The sequence below is a fragment of the Ensifer sp. ENS02 genome (genome assembly GCF_014851885.1).
Taxonomy (GTDB): domain Bacteria; phylum Pseudomonadota; class Alphaproteobacteria; order Rhizobiales; family Rhizobiaceae; genus Ensifer; species Ensifer adhaerens.
On the sequence record NZ_JACVAO010000006.1, the window covers coordinates 361,015 to 377,815 of the forward strand.

Here is a 16,801-nt window from a genome sequence, read left to right on the forward strand (position 1 = left end):
CTCGCCGACATTTGAGAAGCAAAAGGCCCGGGAGACCGGGCCTTTTCTTTGCGCAGTGCATCAGGATTCTCGCTTTTCACTGCAGGATCGCGAGTCATCCCCTTGTTTCTTAAGCTTTGATAAAGCGCTCGCGCATACCGTTTCTTCGCCGCGAAATGACTTCGCCCGCACGTCGCCTCCAGCATTCATCATCGCGATGTGCCCCAGACACCTGTCCCAATGCTCAGCGTGCCCGTCACGCAATCGATGATTTGGCCGCGCACGACCGCAACGGCGGAGGCGCGAGGGGAGACATACGGTGATCCTAAAGACTGCAACGGCAAGAAACATGTTCGCCATCGTGATGACCGGCCTGTTGACCTCCATGGTCACCGCCGCCGTCGTCTTCTGGCTCTCCTATCAGCAATTGCGCGAGCGCAGCATCGCCGAAATAACCAATGCCGCATCCGCAAGCGCGCGCAGCGTCGAGACGAAGTTTGCCGAGGCAAAGACGCTCGCAAACAACATCCGCTCCGCGCTCTATGCGGTAAAGGGCACCGGCGAGCCGTCGCGCGCCGAAATCGAAACCCTGATGAAACGCTGGATCGTCGACAATCCGCTTGCCGTCGGCATGAGCACCGGCTGGGAGCCGAACGCCTTCGACGGCAAGGACGCCGAATTCGTCGGCAAGCCCGGCCATGACGCGACCGGCCGCTTCGTTCCCTATATCGCCCGCTCCGGCGACAAGGTGATCCACGAGGCGCTGGCCGATTATGACAAGCTGGGTCCCGGCGACTACTACCAGATCCCGAAGAAGACCGGCCTCGACATGGTCACCGAGCCTTATGTCTACCCGATCAACGGCAAGGACGTGCTGATGACCTCGATCATGGTGCCGCTGAAGAAGGACGGCGCCTTCATCGGTGTGGTCGGCGTCGACATGGCGCTCGGCGAACTCTCGACCGAACTCGCCAAACTGAAGCCCTTCGGCACCGGTTTCGTCTCATTGCTCAGCAAGGATGGCAGCATCATCAGCCATCCGGATGCCAAGGTCCTCGGCAAGGTGCTAAAGGACACGCCGCTCGCGGGTGAGGGGTGGGGTGACCTCCTGAGCCACACCGGCCAGGCCTTCGCGCTGAAGCACACGGATGGCAGCGGGCATCTGGCCGTCGCCGTACCGGTCAACCTGCTGCCCGACACCGAATGGTACGTCGTGGTCTCGGTGCCCGAAGCCACGGTCTTTGCCGGCCTTTCGCATCTCGCGATGATTTCGATCGCCGTCATTGCCGTTGCCGCCGCGATCATGATCATCGTCGGTTGGACACTGGCGAGCCGCTTCCGCAAGCGCGTCGCCAATGTCATCGGCGTCACCGGCCAGATCGCCGCTGGCGAGACCGACGTCGACCTGTCCGAGGCCGAGCGCAAGGATGAGATCGGCGATCTCGCCCGGTCGCTGCGTGTCCTGCGTGATGCGACGATCGCCAAGATGCAGCTCGAAAGCGAGGCGGATGCGAACCGCTCGCTATCGGAACGCGAACGTCTGGAACGCGAAGCGCAGAAGGCGCGCGATGCGGCCGAAATCCAGCAGGCTGTAAACGGTCTCGCGACGGGCCTTGGCCGTCTTGCTGACGGCGATCTCGCCTACCGCATCGACAACCCCTTCGCCGATCGCCTCGACAGTCTCAGAGCCGACTTCAACAATTCGGTCGCCAAGCTGCACGACACGCTCTGCGCTGTCGGTGCCAATGCCCGCGGCATCGACGCCGGCGCGACCGAGATCCGCTCGGCCGCCGACGATCTCGCCCGCCGCACAGAACAGCAGGCAGCCTCGGTCGAGGAGACCGCCGCGGCACTCGAGGAGATCACCACGACGGTCAAGGACTCGGCTCGCCGCGCCGAAGAGGTCGGCGCGCTGGTCGCCCGCACGCGTGCCGGCGCTGAGAAGTCCGGCGAAGTCGTTGCCAACGCCGTAGACGCGATGCATGCGATCGAGAAGTCCTCGGGCGAGATCTCCAACATCATCGGCGTCATCGACGACATCGCCTTCCAGACCAACTTGCTCGCGCTGAATGCCGGCGTCGAGGCGGCCCGTGCCGGTGAAGCCGGCAAGGGTTTTGCCGTTGTTGCTCAGGAAGTGCGTGAACTCGCCCAGCGCTCGGCACAGGCCGCCAAGGAGATCAAGGCGCTGATCACCACCTCGGGAAACCAGGTTCGAAACGGTGTCACGCTGGTCGGCGATACCGGCAAGGCACTGGAGACGATCGTTGCCGAAGTTCATGAGATCAACAAGCATGTGAGCGCGATCGTGACCGCGACGCGCGAGCAGTCCACCGGTCTCCAGGAGATCAACACGGCCGTAAACACCATGGACCAGGGCACGCAACAGAACGCGGCCATGGTCGAGGAACAGACGGCGGCAAGCCATGGCCTGGCGTCGGAAGCAGCCTCGCTCAATGCGCTGCTCGCCCAGTTCAACCTCGGAGAAGGGCAGGGCTCTTACACAGGTGGGGGTGGACACCGCCGCCGCGCGGCGTGACGACGGATCGCCGTCCGCGGCTCATGCTAAGACGAGTGCAAAAACAAGAGGATAGCACGCAAGCGTGAATCAGTCTGGCAGACGCATCAAGTCGAACGATAACGAAGGCCCGGGAAACCGGGCCTTTCTCATTTCTCCAGCGTGACCACCGCCTCGACATGGGCCGACCAGAGGAACTGGTCGATCGGCGTCACCGAGGTGATGCGGTATCCGGCGGCAACGAGGATCGAGAGGTCGCGCGCAAGCGTCACTGGATTGCAGGAGACGGCGACGACCTTCTTGACGCCGGAGCGGGCGATCTCGTGACACTGCACGTCCGCGCCGGCGCGTGGCGGGTCGAAGACGACCGCGTCGAAGACCTTCAGTTCCTGCGCCATGAGCGGGCGGCGGAAGAGATCGCGCTTCTCGACCGTTACCGGCTTCAGCCCTTGCGTGTTGCGGGCGGCGAGATCAAGCGCCTTCAGCGCCTTGTCTTCGCCTTCGACCGCATGCACCCGCGCCTTGCGGGCGATGCGCAGCGCAAACGTGCCGCAGCCGGCAAAGAGGTCGACGACGCGCTTGGACTTGCCGAGATGGTCGAGCACCAGCTTCGCCATTGCCTCTTCGGCCTGCGCCGTCGCCTGGGTGAAGCTGCCGGGCGGTGGCGAGACGGAAACACCGCCGAAATCGATGACAGGCTTCACCGGCTCGACAATGATCTCGCCATTGAGGCTGACGCGGGCGATGCCGCGCTCGCCGAGCACGGCTTCTACCGTGCGGCGGCGCTCGCGGTCGTCGAGCTTCTTGATGCCATCGACCGAGAGGTCGAGGCCGGAGAGCGTCTCGAGCACGGTGATGCGGAACGGCTCGGCATTGACGGCCATGGCCGCGCCGACTTTGGCAATGGTGGCGAGCTTCGAGACGATACCCGGGCTCGCGATCGGACATTCCGAGATCGCGACGATATGGTGGCTTTCCGCCTGGTTGAAGCCGAGAAGCAGGTCCTTCTCGGTCTTGCGGGCGGTGAAGACCGCGCGGCGGCGCTGGCCGGGCTCGGCGGTGATGAGCGGCGCCACCTCGGGTGTGAGCCCTTTCGATTTCAGGGCGGCGATCACCAGATCGCGCTTGAAGCCGTGGTAGAGCGTGTCGGAGGCATGTTGCATCGTGCAGCCGCCGCAGGTGCCGTTGATGCCGTCCGGCCCGAAGTGCCGACAGTGCGGTTCGACGCGCTCGGGTGAGGCTTCTCTCACCGACATCAGCGTGCCGTGCGATTTGTTGACGGCGAGCGCGACGCTTTCGCCGGGCAGGGTGAAGGGTGCATAGATCGGCCCGTCAGGACCTTCGGCAATGCCGTCGCCCTGAGCGCCCAGCCGCTTGATGGTGACGGCTTCAGTGGTCATGGCTTCTTGCCTGCCAGCAGGTATTCGACATTGCCGTCGCCGCCGGCAATAGGCGAGGGGATGAGGCCGAGGCTTTGCCAGCCCATGTCCTCGACAAGCCAGCGCTCGAGTTCGGCAGCAACATCGGGCGCGCTGTCGGGATCCTTCAGCAGGCCCGCCTTGCTGATGGCGTCGCGGCCCGCCTCGAACTGAGGTTTCACCAGCAGGATGCAGTGCGAACCGGGAAGCGCCATGTCGAGTGCCGGCGGCAGCGCGAGCTTGAGCGAGATGAACGAGACGTCCGAGACGACGAAGGTGACTTCGCGGTCGTCGATGTCCTCCTCGGTCATCGCGCGTGCATTGAGGCCCTCAATGCTGGTGACGCGTTCGTCGCCTTCGATGCGCGGATGGATCTGGCCATGGCCGACATCGATCGCAACCACGTGCTCGGCGCCGCGCTTCAACAGCACTTCGGTAAAGCCGCCAGTCGAGGCGCCGATATCGAGACAGCTTTGGCCGGCGGGGTCGAGCCCGAAATGATCGAGTGCCGCGACCAGCTTCAGCGCGGCGCGCGAGACATAGTCCTGCGCCGGGTCATCGATGGTGATCGTCACGCTCTCGGCAAACATCGACGCTGCCTTGGTGACCGTGCGGCCGTCGACCTTGACGGTCCCGCGCTGGATTGCGTCACGGGCACGCGCGCGGCTTGCGACCAGCCCCGAGTTCAGCAGCAGCTGATCGAGGCGGACCCGGTTCTTGTGTTCTTCGTTCTGGCGATCTTCTGACATGTGTTTCTCATGGCGACTTGCCGTCGCAATGGCAAGCCCCCTGTGCTCGCAGCCATCGAGCCCTTCCTGCAATTCCGTCCGGAAAGGTAAAAACCCCGGGGACGAGCCGGGGTTTTTGCTTGAAGTCGCCCGGAAGCCTCAGCCGGCAGCGCCGATGCCGATATCCTGCTTTTGGCCGAGCGCCTTGAAGACGGTCGAGACGATGCCGGCGCGGTCGAGGCCCGCGGCGGCATACATGGCCTCGGGCTTGGCCTGTTCCATCCAGACGTCGGGCATGACCATCGGGCGAACCTTGAGGCCGCCGTCGAGCAGGCCGTCCTCGGCGAGGAACTGCAGCACGTGGCTGGCAAAGCCGCCGACGGCACCTTCCTCGATGGTGATCAGCACCTCGTGGTTGCGGGCAAGCTCGCGGATGAGGTCATGGTCCAGCGGCTTGGCAAAGCGCGCATCCGCGACCGTGGTCGAAAGACCGGCGGCGTCGAGGTCTTCGGCGGCCAGCAGACAGTCGGCAAGGCGCGTGCCGAAGGAAAGCAACGCCACCTTGGAGCCCTCCTTGACGATACGGCCCTTGCCGATCTCGAGGATCTGGCCCCGCTCCGGCATCTCGACGCCAACGCCTTCGCCGCGCGGATAACGGAACGAGATCGGGCCGGCGTCATAGGCAGCAGCCGTGCGCACCATGTGCTTCAGTTCCGCCTCGTCGGCAGCCGCCATCACCACGAAGCCGGGAAGGGTGGCGAGATAGGTCGTGTCGAACGAGCCCGCATGTGTCGGACCGTCGGCGCCGACGAAACCGGCACGGTCGATCGGGAAGCGCACCGGTAGGCCCTGGATCGCCACGTCGTGGACCACCTGGTCGTAGCCGCGCTGCAGGAAGGTCGAATAGAGCGCTGCGAACGGCTTGTAGCCTTCGGCGGCAAGGCCGGCGGCAAAGGTTACGGCGTGCTGCTCGGCAATGCCGACATCGAAGCAGCGCGACGGATGGACCTTGGCGAACTTGTCGAGCCCGGTGCCGGACGGCATGGCAGCGGTGACGGCGACGATCTTGTCGTCGAAGCCGGCTTCCTGCGTCAGCGCATCGGCGAAAACAGAGGTATAGGCGGGCGCGTTCGGCTTCGCCTTCGCCTGGGCGCCGGTGATGACGTCGAACTTGTTGACGCCGTGGTACTTGTCGGCGGCAGCTTCCGCCGGCGGATAGCCCTTGCCCTTCTGCGTCACCACATGGATCAGCACCGGACCCTTGGCGTTGTCGCGCACGTTGCGCAGCACCGGCAGCAGATGGTCGAAGGAATGCCCGTCGATCGGGCCGATATGGTAGAAGCCCATCTCTTCGAAGAGCGTACCGCCGGTGACGTAGCCGCGGGCATGCTCGACCGCGCGGGTGATCGCGCGATCGACGGTCTTGCCGAGATACGCGGTCAGCTTCTTGCCGACTTCGCGGATGCCCATATAGGTGCGGCCGGAGGCAAGGCGCGCGAGATAGGCGCTCATCGCGCCGGTCGGCGGCGCGATCGACATGTCGTTGTCGTTGAGGATGACGATCAACCGCGCGTCGAGCGCGCCGGCATTGTTCAGCGCCTCATAGGCCATGCCGGCCGAAAGCGCACCGTCGCCGATGACGGCGATGACATTGCGGTTCTTGCCGTCGAGATCGGCTGCGACCGCCATGCCGAGGCCGGCGGAAATCGAGGTCGAGGAGTGCGCGGCGCCGAAGGGGTCGTATTCGCTCTCGGCGCGGCGGGTAAAGCCCGAGAGGCCGCCCTCCTGACGGAGCGTGCGGATACGATCGCGGCGGCCGGTGAGGATCTTGTGCGGATAGCACTGGTGGCCGACGTCGAAGATCAGCCGGTCATGCGGCGTGTTGAACACCTTGTGGATGGCGATCGTCAGCTCGACGACGCCGAGGCCCGCGCCAAGGTGCCCGCCGGTGCGCGACACTGCGTCGATCATTTCTGCCCGGACTTCTCCGGCAAGCTGCGGCAGATCCTTGTCGTCGACCTTCTTCAGATCGTCGGGATAGGTCACCTTGTCGAGCAAGGGAGTAGCCGGCATCGGATTGGTTGGCAGTTGTGTCACGCTGCATGCCTCATGCGCGCCCCAAAGGTCGGGCGCGCGATAGTTGGTGGGTACCGTCGAAGCGGCTCTTTAGACGCAATCGTTGCTGAATGCAAAATTAGGCGTTCCTGCGTCGTCAACCAAGAGACTAGCGCATGATTCTGTGAATCGAAATCGATTCAAGCGCCATGAGGCAATGTTGCGCGGTTTTCCGCACCCATCCTGTGCCACTTTAGGTCGCGGTCAGCCCTCGGGCAGCGGAACGAATTCCTCTTCGTCTCCGGGCACGATGTCGAAGCGTCCGCTGCGCCACTCTTCCTTGGCTTTCTCGATGCGCTCCTTCGAAGACGAAACGAAATTCCACCAGATGTGGCGGGACGACCCGAGCGCAGCACCCCCGAAGAGCATCACGTGACAACCCTGCGGTCCGGCCGTGACCGTGATCTCGTCGCCGGCACGGAAGACGAGCAGCTGGTTGTCTGCAAAACGATCGCCGGCAATGATGGCCTCGCCGGAGAGGATATAGAGCGCGCGCTCTTCCCATTGCGCCGCGAAGGGGGCGCTCTTGCCGGGTGCAATGTTGAGATCGACATAGATCGTGTCGGTGAAGGCCGAGACCGGCGACTTCGCGCCCTCGAAGTTGCCGATCACCACCCGCGCCTTGATGCCGTCGTCGCTCATATGCGGCAGCATGCGCTCTTCGGTATGGCTGAAGATCGGGTCGATTTCTTCCTTGTGATCGGGCAGCGCCAGCCAGGTCTGCAGGCCCGAGATCGAACGGTCGTGACCGCGCTGGTTCTCCGGCGAGCGCTCGGAATGCACGATGCCGCGGCCGGCCGTCATCAGGTTCACGTCGCCGGGACGGATGACCATCTCGGTGCCGAGGCTGTCGCGATGCTTGATCTCGCCGTCGAAGAGGTAGGTGACGGTCGAAAGGCCGATATGCGGGTGCGGGCGCACGTCGATCGCCTCGCCGGCGCGAAGCAATGCCGGGCCCATGCGATCGAAGAAGATGAAGGGGCCGACCAGGCGGCGCTTGGCCGTCGGCAAAGCGCGGCGAACCTGCAGCCCGCCGATGTCGCTGGTGCGCGGAACGATCAGATGTTCGATGGCGTCGCAGGCGGGCTTGTCGCCGGCGAGCGGGTCGGGGCCTGGAAAGAAAGACATGGCGCGTGCTCCCGTTTTTGCTGTCGCTTCAAGTCCTAACGCCTATGACATCAGGCGGGTAGGGGCGAAGCAAGGACGCAGTGTTTCCGCGCGACGATCAATCCGATCTTGGCAATTCCGGGAAAAGCGTGAAGCGGTTTTCCGCCCGGAATTGCGTTGAAACGATCAGTCGGCGTCGAGCGGCTCCACGCCCTGCGGTCTGCCGGCGCGGTCGAGGCGGATCTTTTCGATGCGGTCCTCGGCGGCCTTCAACAGCGCCTCGCAATGCTTCTTCAGCGCTTCGCCGCGCTCGTAGATCTCGATCGACTTGTCGAGGGCGACATCGCCGCGCTCCAGCGCCGAAACGATCCGCTCCAGTTCCTCGACGGCCTGCTCGAAGGAGAGGGCGGAAACGTCCGGTTGCGTAGTGGTGTTCATGCTTACCCTCTCATCAGTCTCAAGATGTGCAGGCCGGCCGATTCGGCCAAGCCCTGAAGGTCATAGCCGCCTTCGAGCAGGCTGACCATGCGGTTGCCGGCGCTGCGATCGGCGATCTCGTGCAGACGCCCGGTCGCCCAGTCGAAATCCTCGGCGACGAGATTGATCTGCGCCAGCGGATCGCGGTGATGCGCGTCGAAGCCGGCGGAGATCAGGATGAAGTCCGGCCGGAAATTGGTGAGTGCTGAAAGCACGCGGCTGCGGAACGCCTCGCGGAAATGTTCACTGCCCATGTTCGGCGACAGCGGCGCGTTGACGACATTGCCCTTGATACCCGTCTCGTCCTTGGCGCCGGTGCCGGGATAGAGCGGCATCTGGTGCGTCGAGCAGAAGAGCACCGAGGGGTCGTCCCAGAAGATGTCCTGCGTGCCGTTGCCGTGGTGCACGTCCCAGTCGACGATCGCGACCCGCTCTGCGCCGTGGACCTTCTGGGCATAGCGGGCGGCGATCGCCACCGTGTTGAAAAGACAGAACCCCATCGCCTTGTTCTTTTCGGCGTGGTGTCCTGGTGGCCGCGCCGCGACGAAGGCGTTGTCGGTCTCGCCGGTAAAGACGGCGTCCACCGCTGCAGTCGCTCCGCCGATCCCGGTTAGCGCCGCGTCGAGGCTCAAGGGGCTGGCATAGGTGTCGGCTTCGAAATGGTTGAGGCCTTCCTCCGGAATGGCGCGCCTGACGGCAGCGAGATGCTCTTCCGGATGTGCGAGCAGGACGAGATCCTCACTCGCCTTCTTCGCCTCGATCCGCTTGAGATCGGAGAAGTTCGGATGTTCGAGCGCAAGGTTCAGCGCCTTCAGCCGGTCCGGCCGCTCAGGATGCCCTTCCGGAACCTCGTGTTCCAGAAAGACCGGATTTTCATAGAGGAACGTGGTCATGCCCGGAACCTAGTGCGCCCACCCTGCAAGGTCCATGGCGAGCCGGTCGAAAGGCGCAATTTTCAACAGCGCGGATCGATGAGCAGCTTGCCGTCGCGGCTCGGATCCGCCTGATGCGCGAGCGCCGCGTCGAGCCTGCTTAGCGGATAGATTTCGGCGATGCGGCTGGAAAAGAGACCCGATCGCAAACCTTCGAAACTCTTGGCAAAGGCCGCTTCGATCACGGGTCGCCCGGCCGAATGCACCCAGGTCCGCAGCCACAGGAAGGAGAAGCGGATGTCCGGCCGCGCCTGGATCGCCGCCTGCGGCACCGGAACGCCGCTGAGCGCCCCATACTGGATGAAGGCGCCGCCCGGTTCGAGCGTGCGCAGAATAAGATCGCCGGCAAACGGACCGCCAACGGCGTCGATGATTGCGTCGAGGCGAAGCTGCGGCACGCGGCCCTCGTCGCCAAACACGATGTGGCCGGGGACCTCGGTTGCCAGCCGCTCGGCGCTGCGCGCGCTGCGGACGATCCCGGTGGCATCCGCGCCTTCGCCGGCCAGCAGCTTCATCAGCATGCCGCCGATCGCCGACCCTGCCGCGGTGACGCCGATACGGCGGCCACCGAGCGGGCCGAAATGTTGGCGCAGCGCCTCGACCAGTTGCAGCGCCGTCAGCGGATTGACGTAGCAGGTGGCCGCATCGGTCTCGCCGATGTCGTCGGGCAGGGCGAAACACCATTCGGCCGGCCGGATCAGATATTCCTGCCAGAGACCGCTGGCACCGATGGGCACCACGCGATCACCGGGTTTCAGCGACGTCACGCCAGGGCCGACGCGCGTCACCGTGCCGAAGCCTTCGAAGCCCGGCACGAAGGGCAGCGTGGTGCGGGCGCTATAGGCGCCAGTCACCGGGATGAGATCGGACGGGTTGATGGCGGCAAGCGACAGCGCCACCTCGACTTCGCCCGCCGCAGGCGCCACGCGCCCGGCGTCGACCATCGCAATCACTTGCCGGGGATCGCCGAACTGGCTAACGAGGGTGGAGCGCATCGTCAGGGAGCCTCGCATGGACGGCAGGGAGCTGGAGAACGTCACGGAAATCCGGATTCCGTTTCGCGATATAGACATGCACGGCCACATGCACAATGCCGCCTATTATGCCCACGCCGAGGCCGCGCTTTCCAGCCTCTGGCGTCACCGTCCGCATGTGGTGAACGAGCCGAGCTATCTCGTGCGCCGCTCGGCCTGCGTCTATCACCGTGGTCTGCGCTATGACGAGCCGGCCCGTCTTACCGTCAACGTGGCGAAGGTCGGCGGCAGCTCGATCAGTTTTGTCGTCAAGGTCGAAGCACGCGGCCAACTTGCTGCCGAAGTCGAGGTCGTCTGGGTCGCGGTCGATCCGCAGCGACACACGCCGCTGCCGCTGCCGACGGCGACGCGCGAATGGCTGGCGGCCTATTCGGTCTAGCCAAAGCAATTCCAGGAAAAGCGCGAAGCCGTCACAAAAGACGACGCTCCAGCTTTCACGGTGTTTTTGGCCCGTTCAGGCAAAGGCGCCACCCCCTCTGTCCGGCGGAGCGGAGGGGGTATCTATCTCGTTACCAGACCAGTGTCGCGTACTATGCGAAGCGGTTTTCCGTCCGGAATTGCGCCGCCTAAACCGCGCGAAACAGGGTGACGATGCCCATGCCGCCGCCGACGCCCATCATCGCCAGTCCTTCCGTGCCTTTCGGCGATGCCAGCATCTGCGAGAAAAGCCGGACGGTGAGGATCGCCCCCGAGGCGCCATAGGGATGGCCCAGTGCGATGGCGCCGCCGTCGAGATTGACCCTTTCCGCGGCGATATCGAGTTGGTCGAGGCTGCCGAGCACCTGCGAGGCGAAGGCCTCGTTGAATTCGATGAAATCGACCTTTGCCGGATCGAGCGCGGATTGCCGTGCCTTCAGCTTCTGCATTGCCGGAACCGGGCCAAGCCCGAGCAGATTGGGATCGACGCCCGCGGTCGCCGCATCGACGAATTCGAGTGCGAAGGAAACGCCAAGTCGTTGGGCCTCGGCAAGGCTCGTCACCAGCACCACCGCCGCGCCGTCGTTGATCGGGCAGGCATTGCCGGCCGTTACCGTCCCGCCCTCGACGAAGACCGGCTTCAGCCGTTGCAGCGTCTCCAGCGAAGCATTGGCACGAGGGCACTCATCGCGCGACACAGAGCCTGCTGCCGTTTCGACCGGCACAATCTCGCGGGCGAAGCGGCCGGCAACGGCGGCCTCGACCGCGCGACGGTGGCTTTGAAGCGCAAAGGCGTCCTGACGCTCACGGGAGATCTTGCAGGCGGTCGCGACGTTTTCGGCGGCGACGCCCATATCCGGATCACCGATCTCGTCTGGTGCCATGCGGGCGCGCTTGACCGGCGCGAGTTCGCCGCCGCGCTCCAGCGGCGGTCTCAGGCGGATATGCGCACGGCTGGCGCTCTCGGTGCCGCCGGCAAGGTAGAAACGGCCGGCGCCCGCCTGGATCATCCGTGCGGCAAGGGTGATCGCCTCCAGCCCGGAACCGCATTGGCGGTCGACGGTGACACCCGGCGTCGAGACCGGCAGGCCGGCTTCGAGGGCGGCGAGCCGGGCGAGATTGCCGGCGCTGTTGGCGGCGTTGCCGAGAAGAACGTCGTCGATCTCGCTCGCCTCTACACCGGTATCGCGGAGAATACGGGCGATCAGCGGTGCCGCCAACTGCGACGGTTCGATATCGCGAAGCGTGCCGTTGACGCGGCCGATCGGTGTGCGGAGAGCGGCGATAATGACAGGTGTGCGTGCTGGGTCAGTCGATGAGTTCGAGAGCATCGTTTCCATCCGCGATCCATTGTCTGAGCGTGCCCGCCGCCACCTTGCCCGACTGCGTCATCGGCATATTCAGGCAGAGCCAGATGCGGCGCGGATGCTTATAGCGCGGCAGGTGGGCGGCGAGATGACGCTCAAGCGCTTCTCGATCAAACATACCGCCTTCCGGCTCGATGACGGCGACGAGTTCGCTGCCGAGATCCGGGTGGTCGAGCCCGAGGACGAGAGCGGCGTGCACGCCGGGATCTGCGGTCAGCGCGGCTTCCACTTCCTGCGGGTAGATGTTGTTGCCGCCCGAAAGCACCATGCCGCCGGACCGGCCGAGGAGGTGCAGGGTGCCGCACTCATCGAGGAAGCCGAGATCGCCGACCGTCGCCAGCGACCCGAGACGACGGAAGCCGGCACCATCGGTGGTGCCGACATACCCGTCGGATATGAGGGCGCTGTCGACGAAGATCGTGCCCGTCTCACCGGTTGGCATTTCGCCCCCCCTGTCGTCGCGAATGCTGAGCGTAACACCCGGGAAGGCACGGCCGACGGCGGTGGCCGAAGCGGTGTCGCCGTTGGTCGCAACACTGATGAAGCCCAGTTCCGAGGCGCCGTAATATTCGATGATATCGGCTTGAGGAAACGCGAGTGCCGCGCTGTCGCGATCGTTTTCGGTCAGCTTGGCGCCGGCGACGGTGATCTGGGTGACGGATGTTTGCGGCCGGTCGGCGGCTGCAGCGCAGAGCCGCCGCAGCATCGTCGGCACCAGCGCCAGTCGCTTGACCTCTTTCGCCTCGACGATGGACATCGCCCGGGAGGCCTCGAAATGCGCGGCCCCGATGAATTCGGCGCCGGCGACAAGGGTTTCGGCAAGCGCATAAAGTGTCAGCCCGTGCGCGAGCGGACCGGGCGCAAAGGTGCGGGTGGCGCGGTCGATGCCGAAGAAGGGTTCGCCCGTGGCCAAGCTTCTGCGCCACGAACCGCGATCGCGGATGATCGCTTTCGGCGTTCCTGTCGTGCCCGAGGTGAAGACGATCAGGAATGGCTCGGTGTCGTCGCCGATTGCGAGCGGCTTTCGCTCGTTGCCGTCGGTCTCGCGAAAGGTTCGCGTTTTGCCGCTTGCGGGCGCATGGAGCGAGAGGTTGGCGCCATCGGCCCTGACAATGAGATCGGGCGAAAGGCGATCGTGCATCGTCTGGCGCGTCGCCTCCGGCAGATGCGGATCGATCAGCGCGACGCAGTTGCCGCCGCTAGTGGCGGCAAGGAAGGCAGCGGCGAAGAGCGGATGATTGCCCGTCTCCAGTGCGATCAGGCGAGAGCGGTCGCCGAGCACGCTGCGGCGTTCGGCAATCCCAACCAAGTCTCCGAAACGTTCGGCAAGTGCGCCGGCGATGCGTGCGAGGTCACCAAAAGTGAAAACCCGGCCCTCGATTTGGAAGGCCGGGGCATGCGGGTGGTCTTGCGCGTGGCGATGGATCGCGGCGGCAAACGGCATCGGCTCAGGCGCGGGCCGGCAACAGCGGATAGCCGGCGTAGACCGCGCGTGCGGCAAGCGTCGCGATCGCAGCCTTCAGCAGGTCGCCCGGAATGAAGGCGAGCGAGCCGGCAGCAACGGTCATGAGCGGGGTGCCGGTGACGGCGGAAACCCAGGGCATGCCGATCGCATAGAGCACGACGATACCGCCGAGGACGGAGGCGAGGAAAAAGCCGATGAACTGGCGCGTTTCGGCCTGGCCTTCGCGCACGGTGCGCTCGGCGATCAGGCCGGTGACGAAGGTGGCAACGACCCAGCCGATGATGAAGCCGCCCGACGGGCCGGCAAAGACCGCAAGGCCGCCGCGGCCGCCCGAAAGCACCGGCAGGCCGATGGCGACCAGCAGCAGGAACAGCAGGAAGGCGAGCGCGCCGCGCCTCGCGCCGAGAATGCAGCCGGCGAGCATGACGCCCATGGATTGCGCAGTGATCGGGACAGGAATGAAGCCGAGCGTGATCGGCGGAATGAAGCCGAGCACGACGACGATCGCGGCGAAGAGGGCGATGAGCACGAGATCTCTGGTATTCATGTAGTTCCGCTTCCCTGTTTTTTAGAATTCGCGAATTTATTGACGGCGAAATCCGCGCGCGTCAATCGCGGCAGCAATCGTGTCGGCATCTTTCAGCGTCAGGATGATCAGCGGCCCTATGATCGTCAACGGCCGGACGGGCAGTCCGCGGGCGCGATGGGCTTCGCGGATTGCCTGATAGCGCGCAAAGATATCCGGGACGAAGCGCAGTACGAGCCCGAGCGCCAGGCTGACATCGGCCGCCTTCAGCCAGCCCAGCCGTTCCAGCGGGCTCAAGAGGATGGTGATCTCGTCCATGAAGGCGCTGATCGTCGTCGTCGCCGTGACGGCGGCTGCAAACAGAACCAGCGCCATCAGCCGCAAGGTTAACGTGGCGACCTCGGCAATGGACAGGTAAAAGAGATTGACGGCCGCCAGAAAGAAGATCGTCAGGAAGACGAAGCCGACGCGCTTCAGCGCCTCCTTGGGCGTGAGGCCGGCGGAGAGATAAAGAGCGGCGGCCACGATGAAGGCGATCGCCTGAACCGCGAGCGAAGCGCTCAAAAAAAGGCCGATGCTCGACGCCACGAGTGCCATCAGCTTGACCCTGACCGGCAGCCGGTGGAGCAAGCTGTTGCCCTCGATGTGCAGGCTCGTCAGCATCCGGCGATCTCGTGATAGCGGCGGATCGCGTCTTGCGGGTTGCCGTCGAAGGCAAGGCGGCCCTCGTGGAAGAGCAATAGCCGTTCGACATTCTCGACGAGCCCGAGATCATGGGTGATCACCACCGTATCCTCCGGCAGGTCGTCGATCGCCGCGGCGACACGGCGGCGGTTCTTGAGGTCAAGCTGGTTCGTCGGCTCGTCGAGGATCAGGATCTTCGGATCGGTAACGACGACGCTCGCCATGGCGACGAGCTGCGTTTCTCCGCCCGAAAGCTCATGCACGCGTCGCCTTGCCAGGTGTTCGATGCCGAAGCGCGAAAGGGCTGCCTGCATGCGGCGGTCGACTTCTTCGCGCGAAAGCCCGCGGTTTTTCAGCCCGAAGGCGATGTCCTCGGCGACGATCGGCATGATCAGCTGGTTGTGCGGATTCTGGAAGATGAAGCCGGCCTCGGAAAGCACGGCGCGGTCGTCTTTGATCGTATCGAGCCCGTTGACCGTAACGCCGCCGGAGGAAGGCTTCACCAGACCGTTGATCAGCCGGGCGAAGGTTGTCTTGCCGGAACCGTTGAGGCCGATGATGCCGATGCGTTTTTCGTTGAGCGTGAGCGTCAAGGGGTGCAAAGCCACCCGCTCGCCGAAGCGGACCGCGCAATCGGTAAAGCGGATGTCCATTCCGTTCCTCGCTGTCTCCGGCCCGCGCCGTTTTCGGGTTGCTCTATAGGCCAAGTGCGACAACAAGGGCAATGCAGTCCGCGGACCGATGCGGTATTTGAATTATGGGAATAAAAGCCTATTGTTATCGTCATGACGATTCGCCTTTCCAACAGCGACGCCCGTCGCATCTTCCTCGCCAAGCAGGGCCTTTCAGGCGCGCCCAACCGCGCGCTCGGCAAGGAAGGCCTCTTGAAGCTCATCCACGACATCGGCTTCGTGCAGGTAGACAGCATCGCCACGGTGGAGCGCGCCCATCACCAGATCCTGTTTTCCCGCAACCAGACCTATCGTCGAGAGCATCTGACGGCGCTGCTGGAGGACGATCGCGACCTCTTCGAGCATTGGACCCACGATGCCTCGATCATTCCAAGCAGCTTCTTCCGCTATTGGAAGCACCGCTTCAAATGGGAAGGTGAGACGATCGTCGAGCGGTGGAAGGCGTGGCGTGGCGAAGGCTTTGAAAAAGGCTGCGACGACACTTATCAGCGTATTGCCGAAGGCGGCCCGGTGCTCGCCCGAGACTTGAAGGAGGCCGAACACCAGTCTGGCGGCTGGTGGAACTGGCATCCGTCGAAGACGGCGCTGGAAGTGCTGTGGCGCACGGGCAAGCTGGCGATCGCGCGGCGCGAGAATTTCCAGAAGGTCTACGATCTCACGGAAAGAGTGATCCCGCCGCACCACAACGAGGATGACGTCAGCCATCCGGAGTTCATCGACTGGGCTTGCCGCAGTGCGCTGGAGCGTCTCGGCTTTGCCACCCATGGCGAGATTGCAGCCTTCTGGGATCTGGTGTCGCCCGAGGAGGCCAAGACCTGGGTGGCGGAGCATCGCGACGAACTCGTGGAAGTGCAGATCGAAGCGATCGATGGCGGACGCCCACGTGTCGCCTACGCCTTCGCTGGATTCCCGGACGCACTTGGCGATATCCCTGAGCCGCCGGGCCGGGTGCGGGTGCTGAGCCCCTTCGATCCGCTGCTGCGCGACCGCAATCGTACCGAGCGCCTGTTCGGGTTCTATTATCGCATCGAGATCTTCGTGCCCGAGGCCAAGCGCGAATATGGCTATTACGTCTTCCCGCTGATCGAGGGCGACCGGTTGATCGGCCGCATCGACATGAAGGCGGACCGCAAGCGCGGCAGCCTCGATGTCCGCAAGCTCTGGCTCGAAAAGGGCGTCCGCGTCTCGGCAGGGCGCCTGGAACGCATCGATGCCGAGCTCGATCGGGTTGCCCGCTTCGCCGGCGTCGAGCGGGTGGAACGGCTCGACGGCTGGAATACGTCGCTGTAGCGACTTGAGCCGCTGCATGCTTGCGTCGATCGGTGCGGATCGAGGGAAACATGCG

General features: G+C 64.5%; 15 protein-coding genes. 3 read left to right on the top strand and 12 right to left on the bottom strand.

From position 1 onward, the window contains the following. Positions 1 to 328 precede the first annotated feature (328 nt). Positions 329 to 2,515 carry a methyl-accepting chemotaxis protein gene (locus IB262_RS15395; protein WP_246802647.1) on the top strand — a complete coding sequence of 729 codons (2,187 nt, stop codon included), beginning with the start codon at positions 329 to 331 and terminating at the stop codon, positions 2,513 to 2,515. Positions 2,516 to 2,643: 128 nt separating this feature from the next. On the opposite strand, the gene IB262_RS15400 is transcribed toward IB262_RS15395, so the two are convergent. The 7 genes from IB262_RS15400 to IB262_RS15430 form a co-directional block, all read right to left on the bottom strand. After that, complete coding sequence (locus tag IB262_RS15400) at positions 2,644 to 3,894, bottom strand: class I SAM-dependent RNA methyltransferase (protein WP_112975855.1); 1,251 nt, start codon at positions 3,892 to 3,894, stop codon at positions 2,644 to 2,646. After that, positions 3,891 to 4,661, bottom strand: a complete 771-nt coding sequence (locus tag IB262_RS15405; RefSeq protein WP_060584131.1) for a TlyA family RNA methyltransferase — start codon at positions 4,659 to 4,661, stop codon at positions 3,891 to 3,893. Before IB262_RS15405 ends, IB262_RS15400 begins: the two co-directional genes overlap by 4 nt. 138 nt (positions 4,662 to 4,799) lie before the next feature. Next, positions 4,800 to 6,713 carry a 1-deoxy-D-xylulose-5-phosphate synthase gene (dxs, locus tag IB262_RS15410; RefSeq protein ID WP_034801149.1) on the bottom strand — a complete coding sequence of 638 codons (1,914 nt, stop codon included), beginning with the start codon at positions 6,711 to 6,713 and terminating at the stop codon, positions 4,800 to 4,802. 246 nt (positions 6,714 to 6,959) lie between these two features. Beyond that, a complete protein-coding gene (locus tag IB262_RS15415; RefSeq protein ID WP_112975856.1) occupies positions 6,960 to 7,883 on the bottom strand; it encodes a pirin family protein in 924 nt (307 codons plus the stop codon). Between the two features lie 165 nt (positions 7,884 to 8,048). Next, complete coding sequence (locus IB262_RS15420; RefSeq protein WP_034801154.1) at positions 8,049 to 8,300, bottom strand: exodeoxyribonuclease VII small subunit; 252 nt, start codon at positions 8,298 to 8,300, stop codon at positions 8,049 to 8,051. 2 nt (positions 8,301 to 8,302) lie between these two features. Next, positions 8,303 to 9,232: a histone deacetylase family protein gene (locus tag IB262_RS15425; RefSeq protein ID WP_060516323.1), complete on the bottom strand. Its 930-nt coding sequence runs from the start codon at positions 9,230 to 9,232 to the stop codon at positions 8,303 to 8,305. A 62-nt stretch (positions 9,233 to 9,294) separates the two neighbouring features. Then, complete coding sequence (locus tag IB262_RS15430; protein ID WP_112975917.1) at positions 9,295 to 10,266, bottom strand: zinc-dependent alcohol dehydrogenase family protein; 972 nt, start codon at positions 10,264 to 10,266, stop codon at positions 9,295 to 9,297. A gap of 16 nt (positions 10,267 to 10,282) precedes the next feature. Here IB262_RS15430 and IB262_RS15435 point away from each other — a divergent pair, with 16 nt between their 5' ends. Further along, a complete protein-coding gene (locus IB262_RS15435; protein ID WP_034801160.1) occupies positions 10,283 to 10,684 on the top strand; it encodes a thioesterase family protein in 402 nt (133 codons plus the stop codon). A gap of 187 nt (positions 10,685 to 10,871) precedes the next feature. Here IB262_RS15435 and IB262_RS15440 read toward each other — a convergent pair whose 3' ends face one another. From IB262_RS15440 to IB262_RS15460, 5 genes are read right to left on the bottom strand one after another with little or no spacing between them, the layout of a single operon-like run. Further along, entirely contained in the window at positions 10,872 to 12,053 is a 1,182-nt protein-coding gene (locus IB262_RS15440; protein ID WP_192493688.1) for a thiolase family protein, read from the bottom strand. Beyond that, positions 12,031 to 13,533, bottom strand: coding sequence for an AMP-binding protein (locus IB262_RS15445; protein ID WP_060584141.1), 1,503 nt, complete (start codon positions 13,531 to 13,533; stop codon positions 12,031 to 12,033). Before IB262_RS15445 ends, IB262_RS15440 begins: the two co-directional genes overlap by 23 nt. A 4-nt stretch (positions 13,534 to 13,537) precedes the next feature. Further along, positions 13,538 to 14,101 carry a biotin transporter BioY gene (locus tag IB262_RS15450; RefSeq protein ID WP_060584143.1) on the bottom strand — a complete coding sequence of 188 codons (564 nt, stop codon included), beginning with the start codon at positions 14,099 to 14,101 and terminating at the stop codon, positions 13,538 to 13,540. A gap of 36 nt (positions 14,102 to 14,137) precedes the next feature. Then, complete coding sequence (locus tag IB262_RS15455; RefSeq protein WP_112975858.1) at positions 14,138 to 14,743, bottom strand: energy-coupling factor transporter transmembrane protein EcfT; 606 nt, start codon at positions 14,741 to 14,743, stop codon at positions 14,138 to 14,140. Then, positions 14,737 to 15,417, bottom strand: coding sequence for an energy-coupling factor ABC transporter ATP-binding protein (locus IB262_RS15460; RefSeq protein WP_060603842.1), 681 nt, complete (start codon positions 15,415 to 15,417; stop codon positions 14,737 to 14,739). Before IB262_RS15460 ends, IB262_RS15455 begins: the two co-directional genes overlap by 7 nt. A gap of 132 nt (positions 15,418 to 15,549) precedes the next feature. Between IB262_RS15460 and IB262_RS15465 the strand changes: the two genes are divergently transcribed. Further along, positions 15,550 to 16,746 (top strand): winged helix-turn-helix domain-containing protein, encoded by a 1,197-nt coding sequence (locus IB262_RS15465; RefSeq protein WP_060584146.1) that lies wholly within the window; start codon positions 15,550 to 15,552, stop codon positions 16,744 to 16,746. Positions 16,747 to 16,801 lie beyond the last annotated feature (55 nt).

Bases quoted from the DNA above. Each gene is read 5' to 3' on its own strand.
- IB262_RS15430 (WP_112975917.1), bottom strand. From the start codon at position 10,266: ATGCGCTCCACCCTCGTTAGCCAGTTCGGCGATCCCCGGCAAGTGATT.
- IB262_RS15450 (WP_060584143.1), bottom strand. From the start codon at position 14,101: ATGAATACCAGAGATCTCGTGCTCATCGCCCTCTTCGCCGCGATCGTC.
- IB262_RS15465 (WP_060584146.1), top strand. From the start codon at position 15,550: ATGACGATTCGCCTTTCCAACAGCGACGCCCGTCGCATCTTCCTCGCC.
- dxs (WP_034801149.1), bottom strand. From the start codon at position 6,713: ATGCCGGCTACTCCCTTGCTCGACAAGGTGACCTATCCCGACGATCTG.
- IB262_RS15395 (WP_246802647.1), top strand. From the start codon at position 329: ATGTTCGCCATCGTGATGACCGGCCTGTTGACCTCCATGGTCACCGCC.
- IB262_RS15400 (WP_112975855.1), bottom strand. From the start codon at position 3,894: ATGACCACTGAAGCCGTCACCATCAAGCGGCTGGGCGCTCAGGGCGAC.
- IB262_RS15455 (WP_112975858.1), bottom strand. From the start codon at position 14,743: ATGCTGACGAGCCTGCACATCGAGGGCAACAGCTTGCTCCACCGGCTG.
- IB262_RS15415 (WP_112975856.1), bottom strand. From the start codon at position 7,883: ATGTCTTTCTTTCCAGGCCCCGACCCGCTCGCCGGCGACAAGCCCGCC.
- IB262_RS15440 (WP_192493688.1), bottom strand. From the start codon at position 12,053: ATGCTCTCGAACTCATCGACTGACCCAGCACGCACACCTGTCATTATC.
- IB262_RS15405 (WP_060584131.1), bottom strand. From the start codon at position 4,661: ATGTCAGAAGATCGCCAGAACGAAGAACACAAGAACCGGGTCCGCCTC.
- IB262_RS15420 (WP_034801154.1), bottom strand. From the start codon at position 8,300: ATGAACACCACTACGCAACCGGACGTTTCCGCCCTCTCCTTCGAGCAG.
- IB262_RS15460 (WP_060603842.1), bottom strand. From the start codon at position 15,417: ATGGACATCCGCTTTACCGATTGCGCGGTCCGCTTCGGCGAGCGGGTG.
- IB262_RS15445 (WP_060584141.1), bottom strand. From the start codon at position 13,533: ATGCCGTTTGCCGCCGCGATCCATCGCCACGCGCAAGACCACCCGCAT.
- IB262_RS15435 (WP_034801160.1), top strand. From the start codon at position 10,283: ATGGACGGCAGGGAGCTGGAGAACGTCACGGAAATCCGGATTCCGTTT.
- IB262_RS15425 (WP_060516323.1), bottom strand. From the start codon at position 9,232: ATGACCACGTTCCTCTATGAAAATCCGGTCTTTCTGGAACACGAGGTT.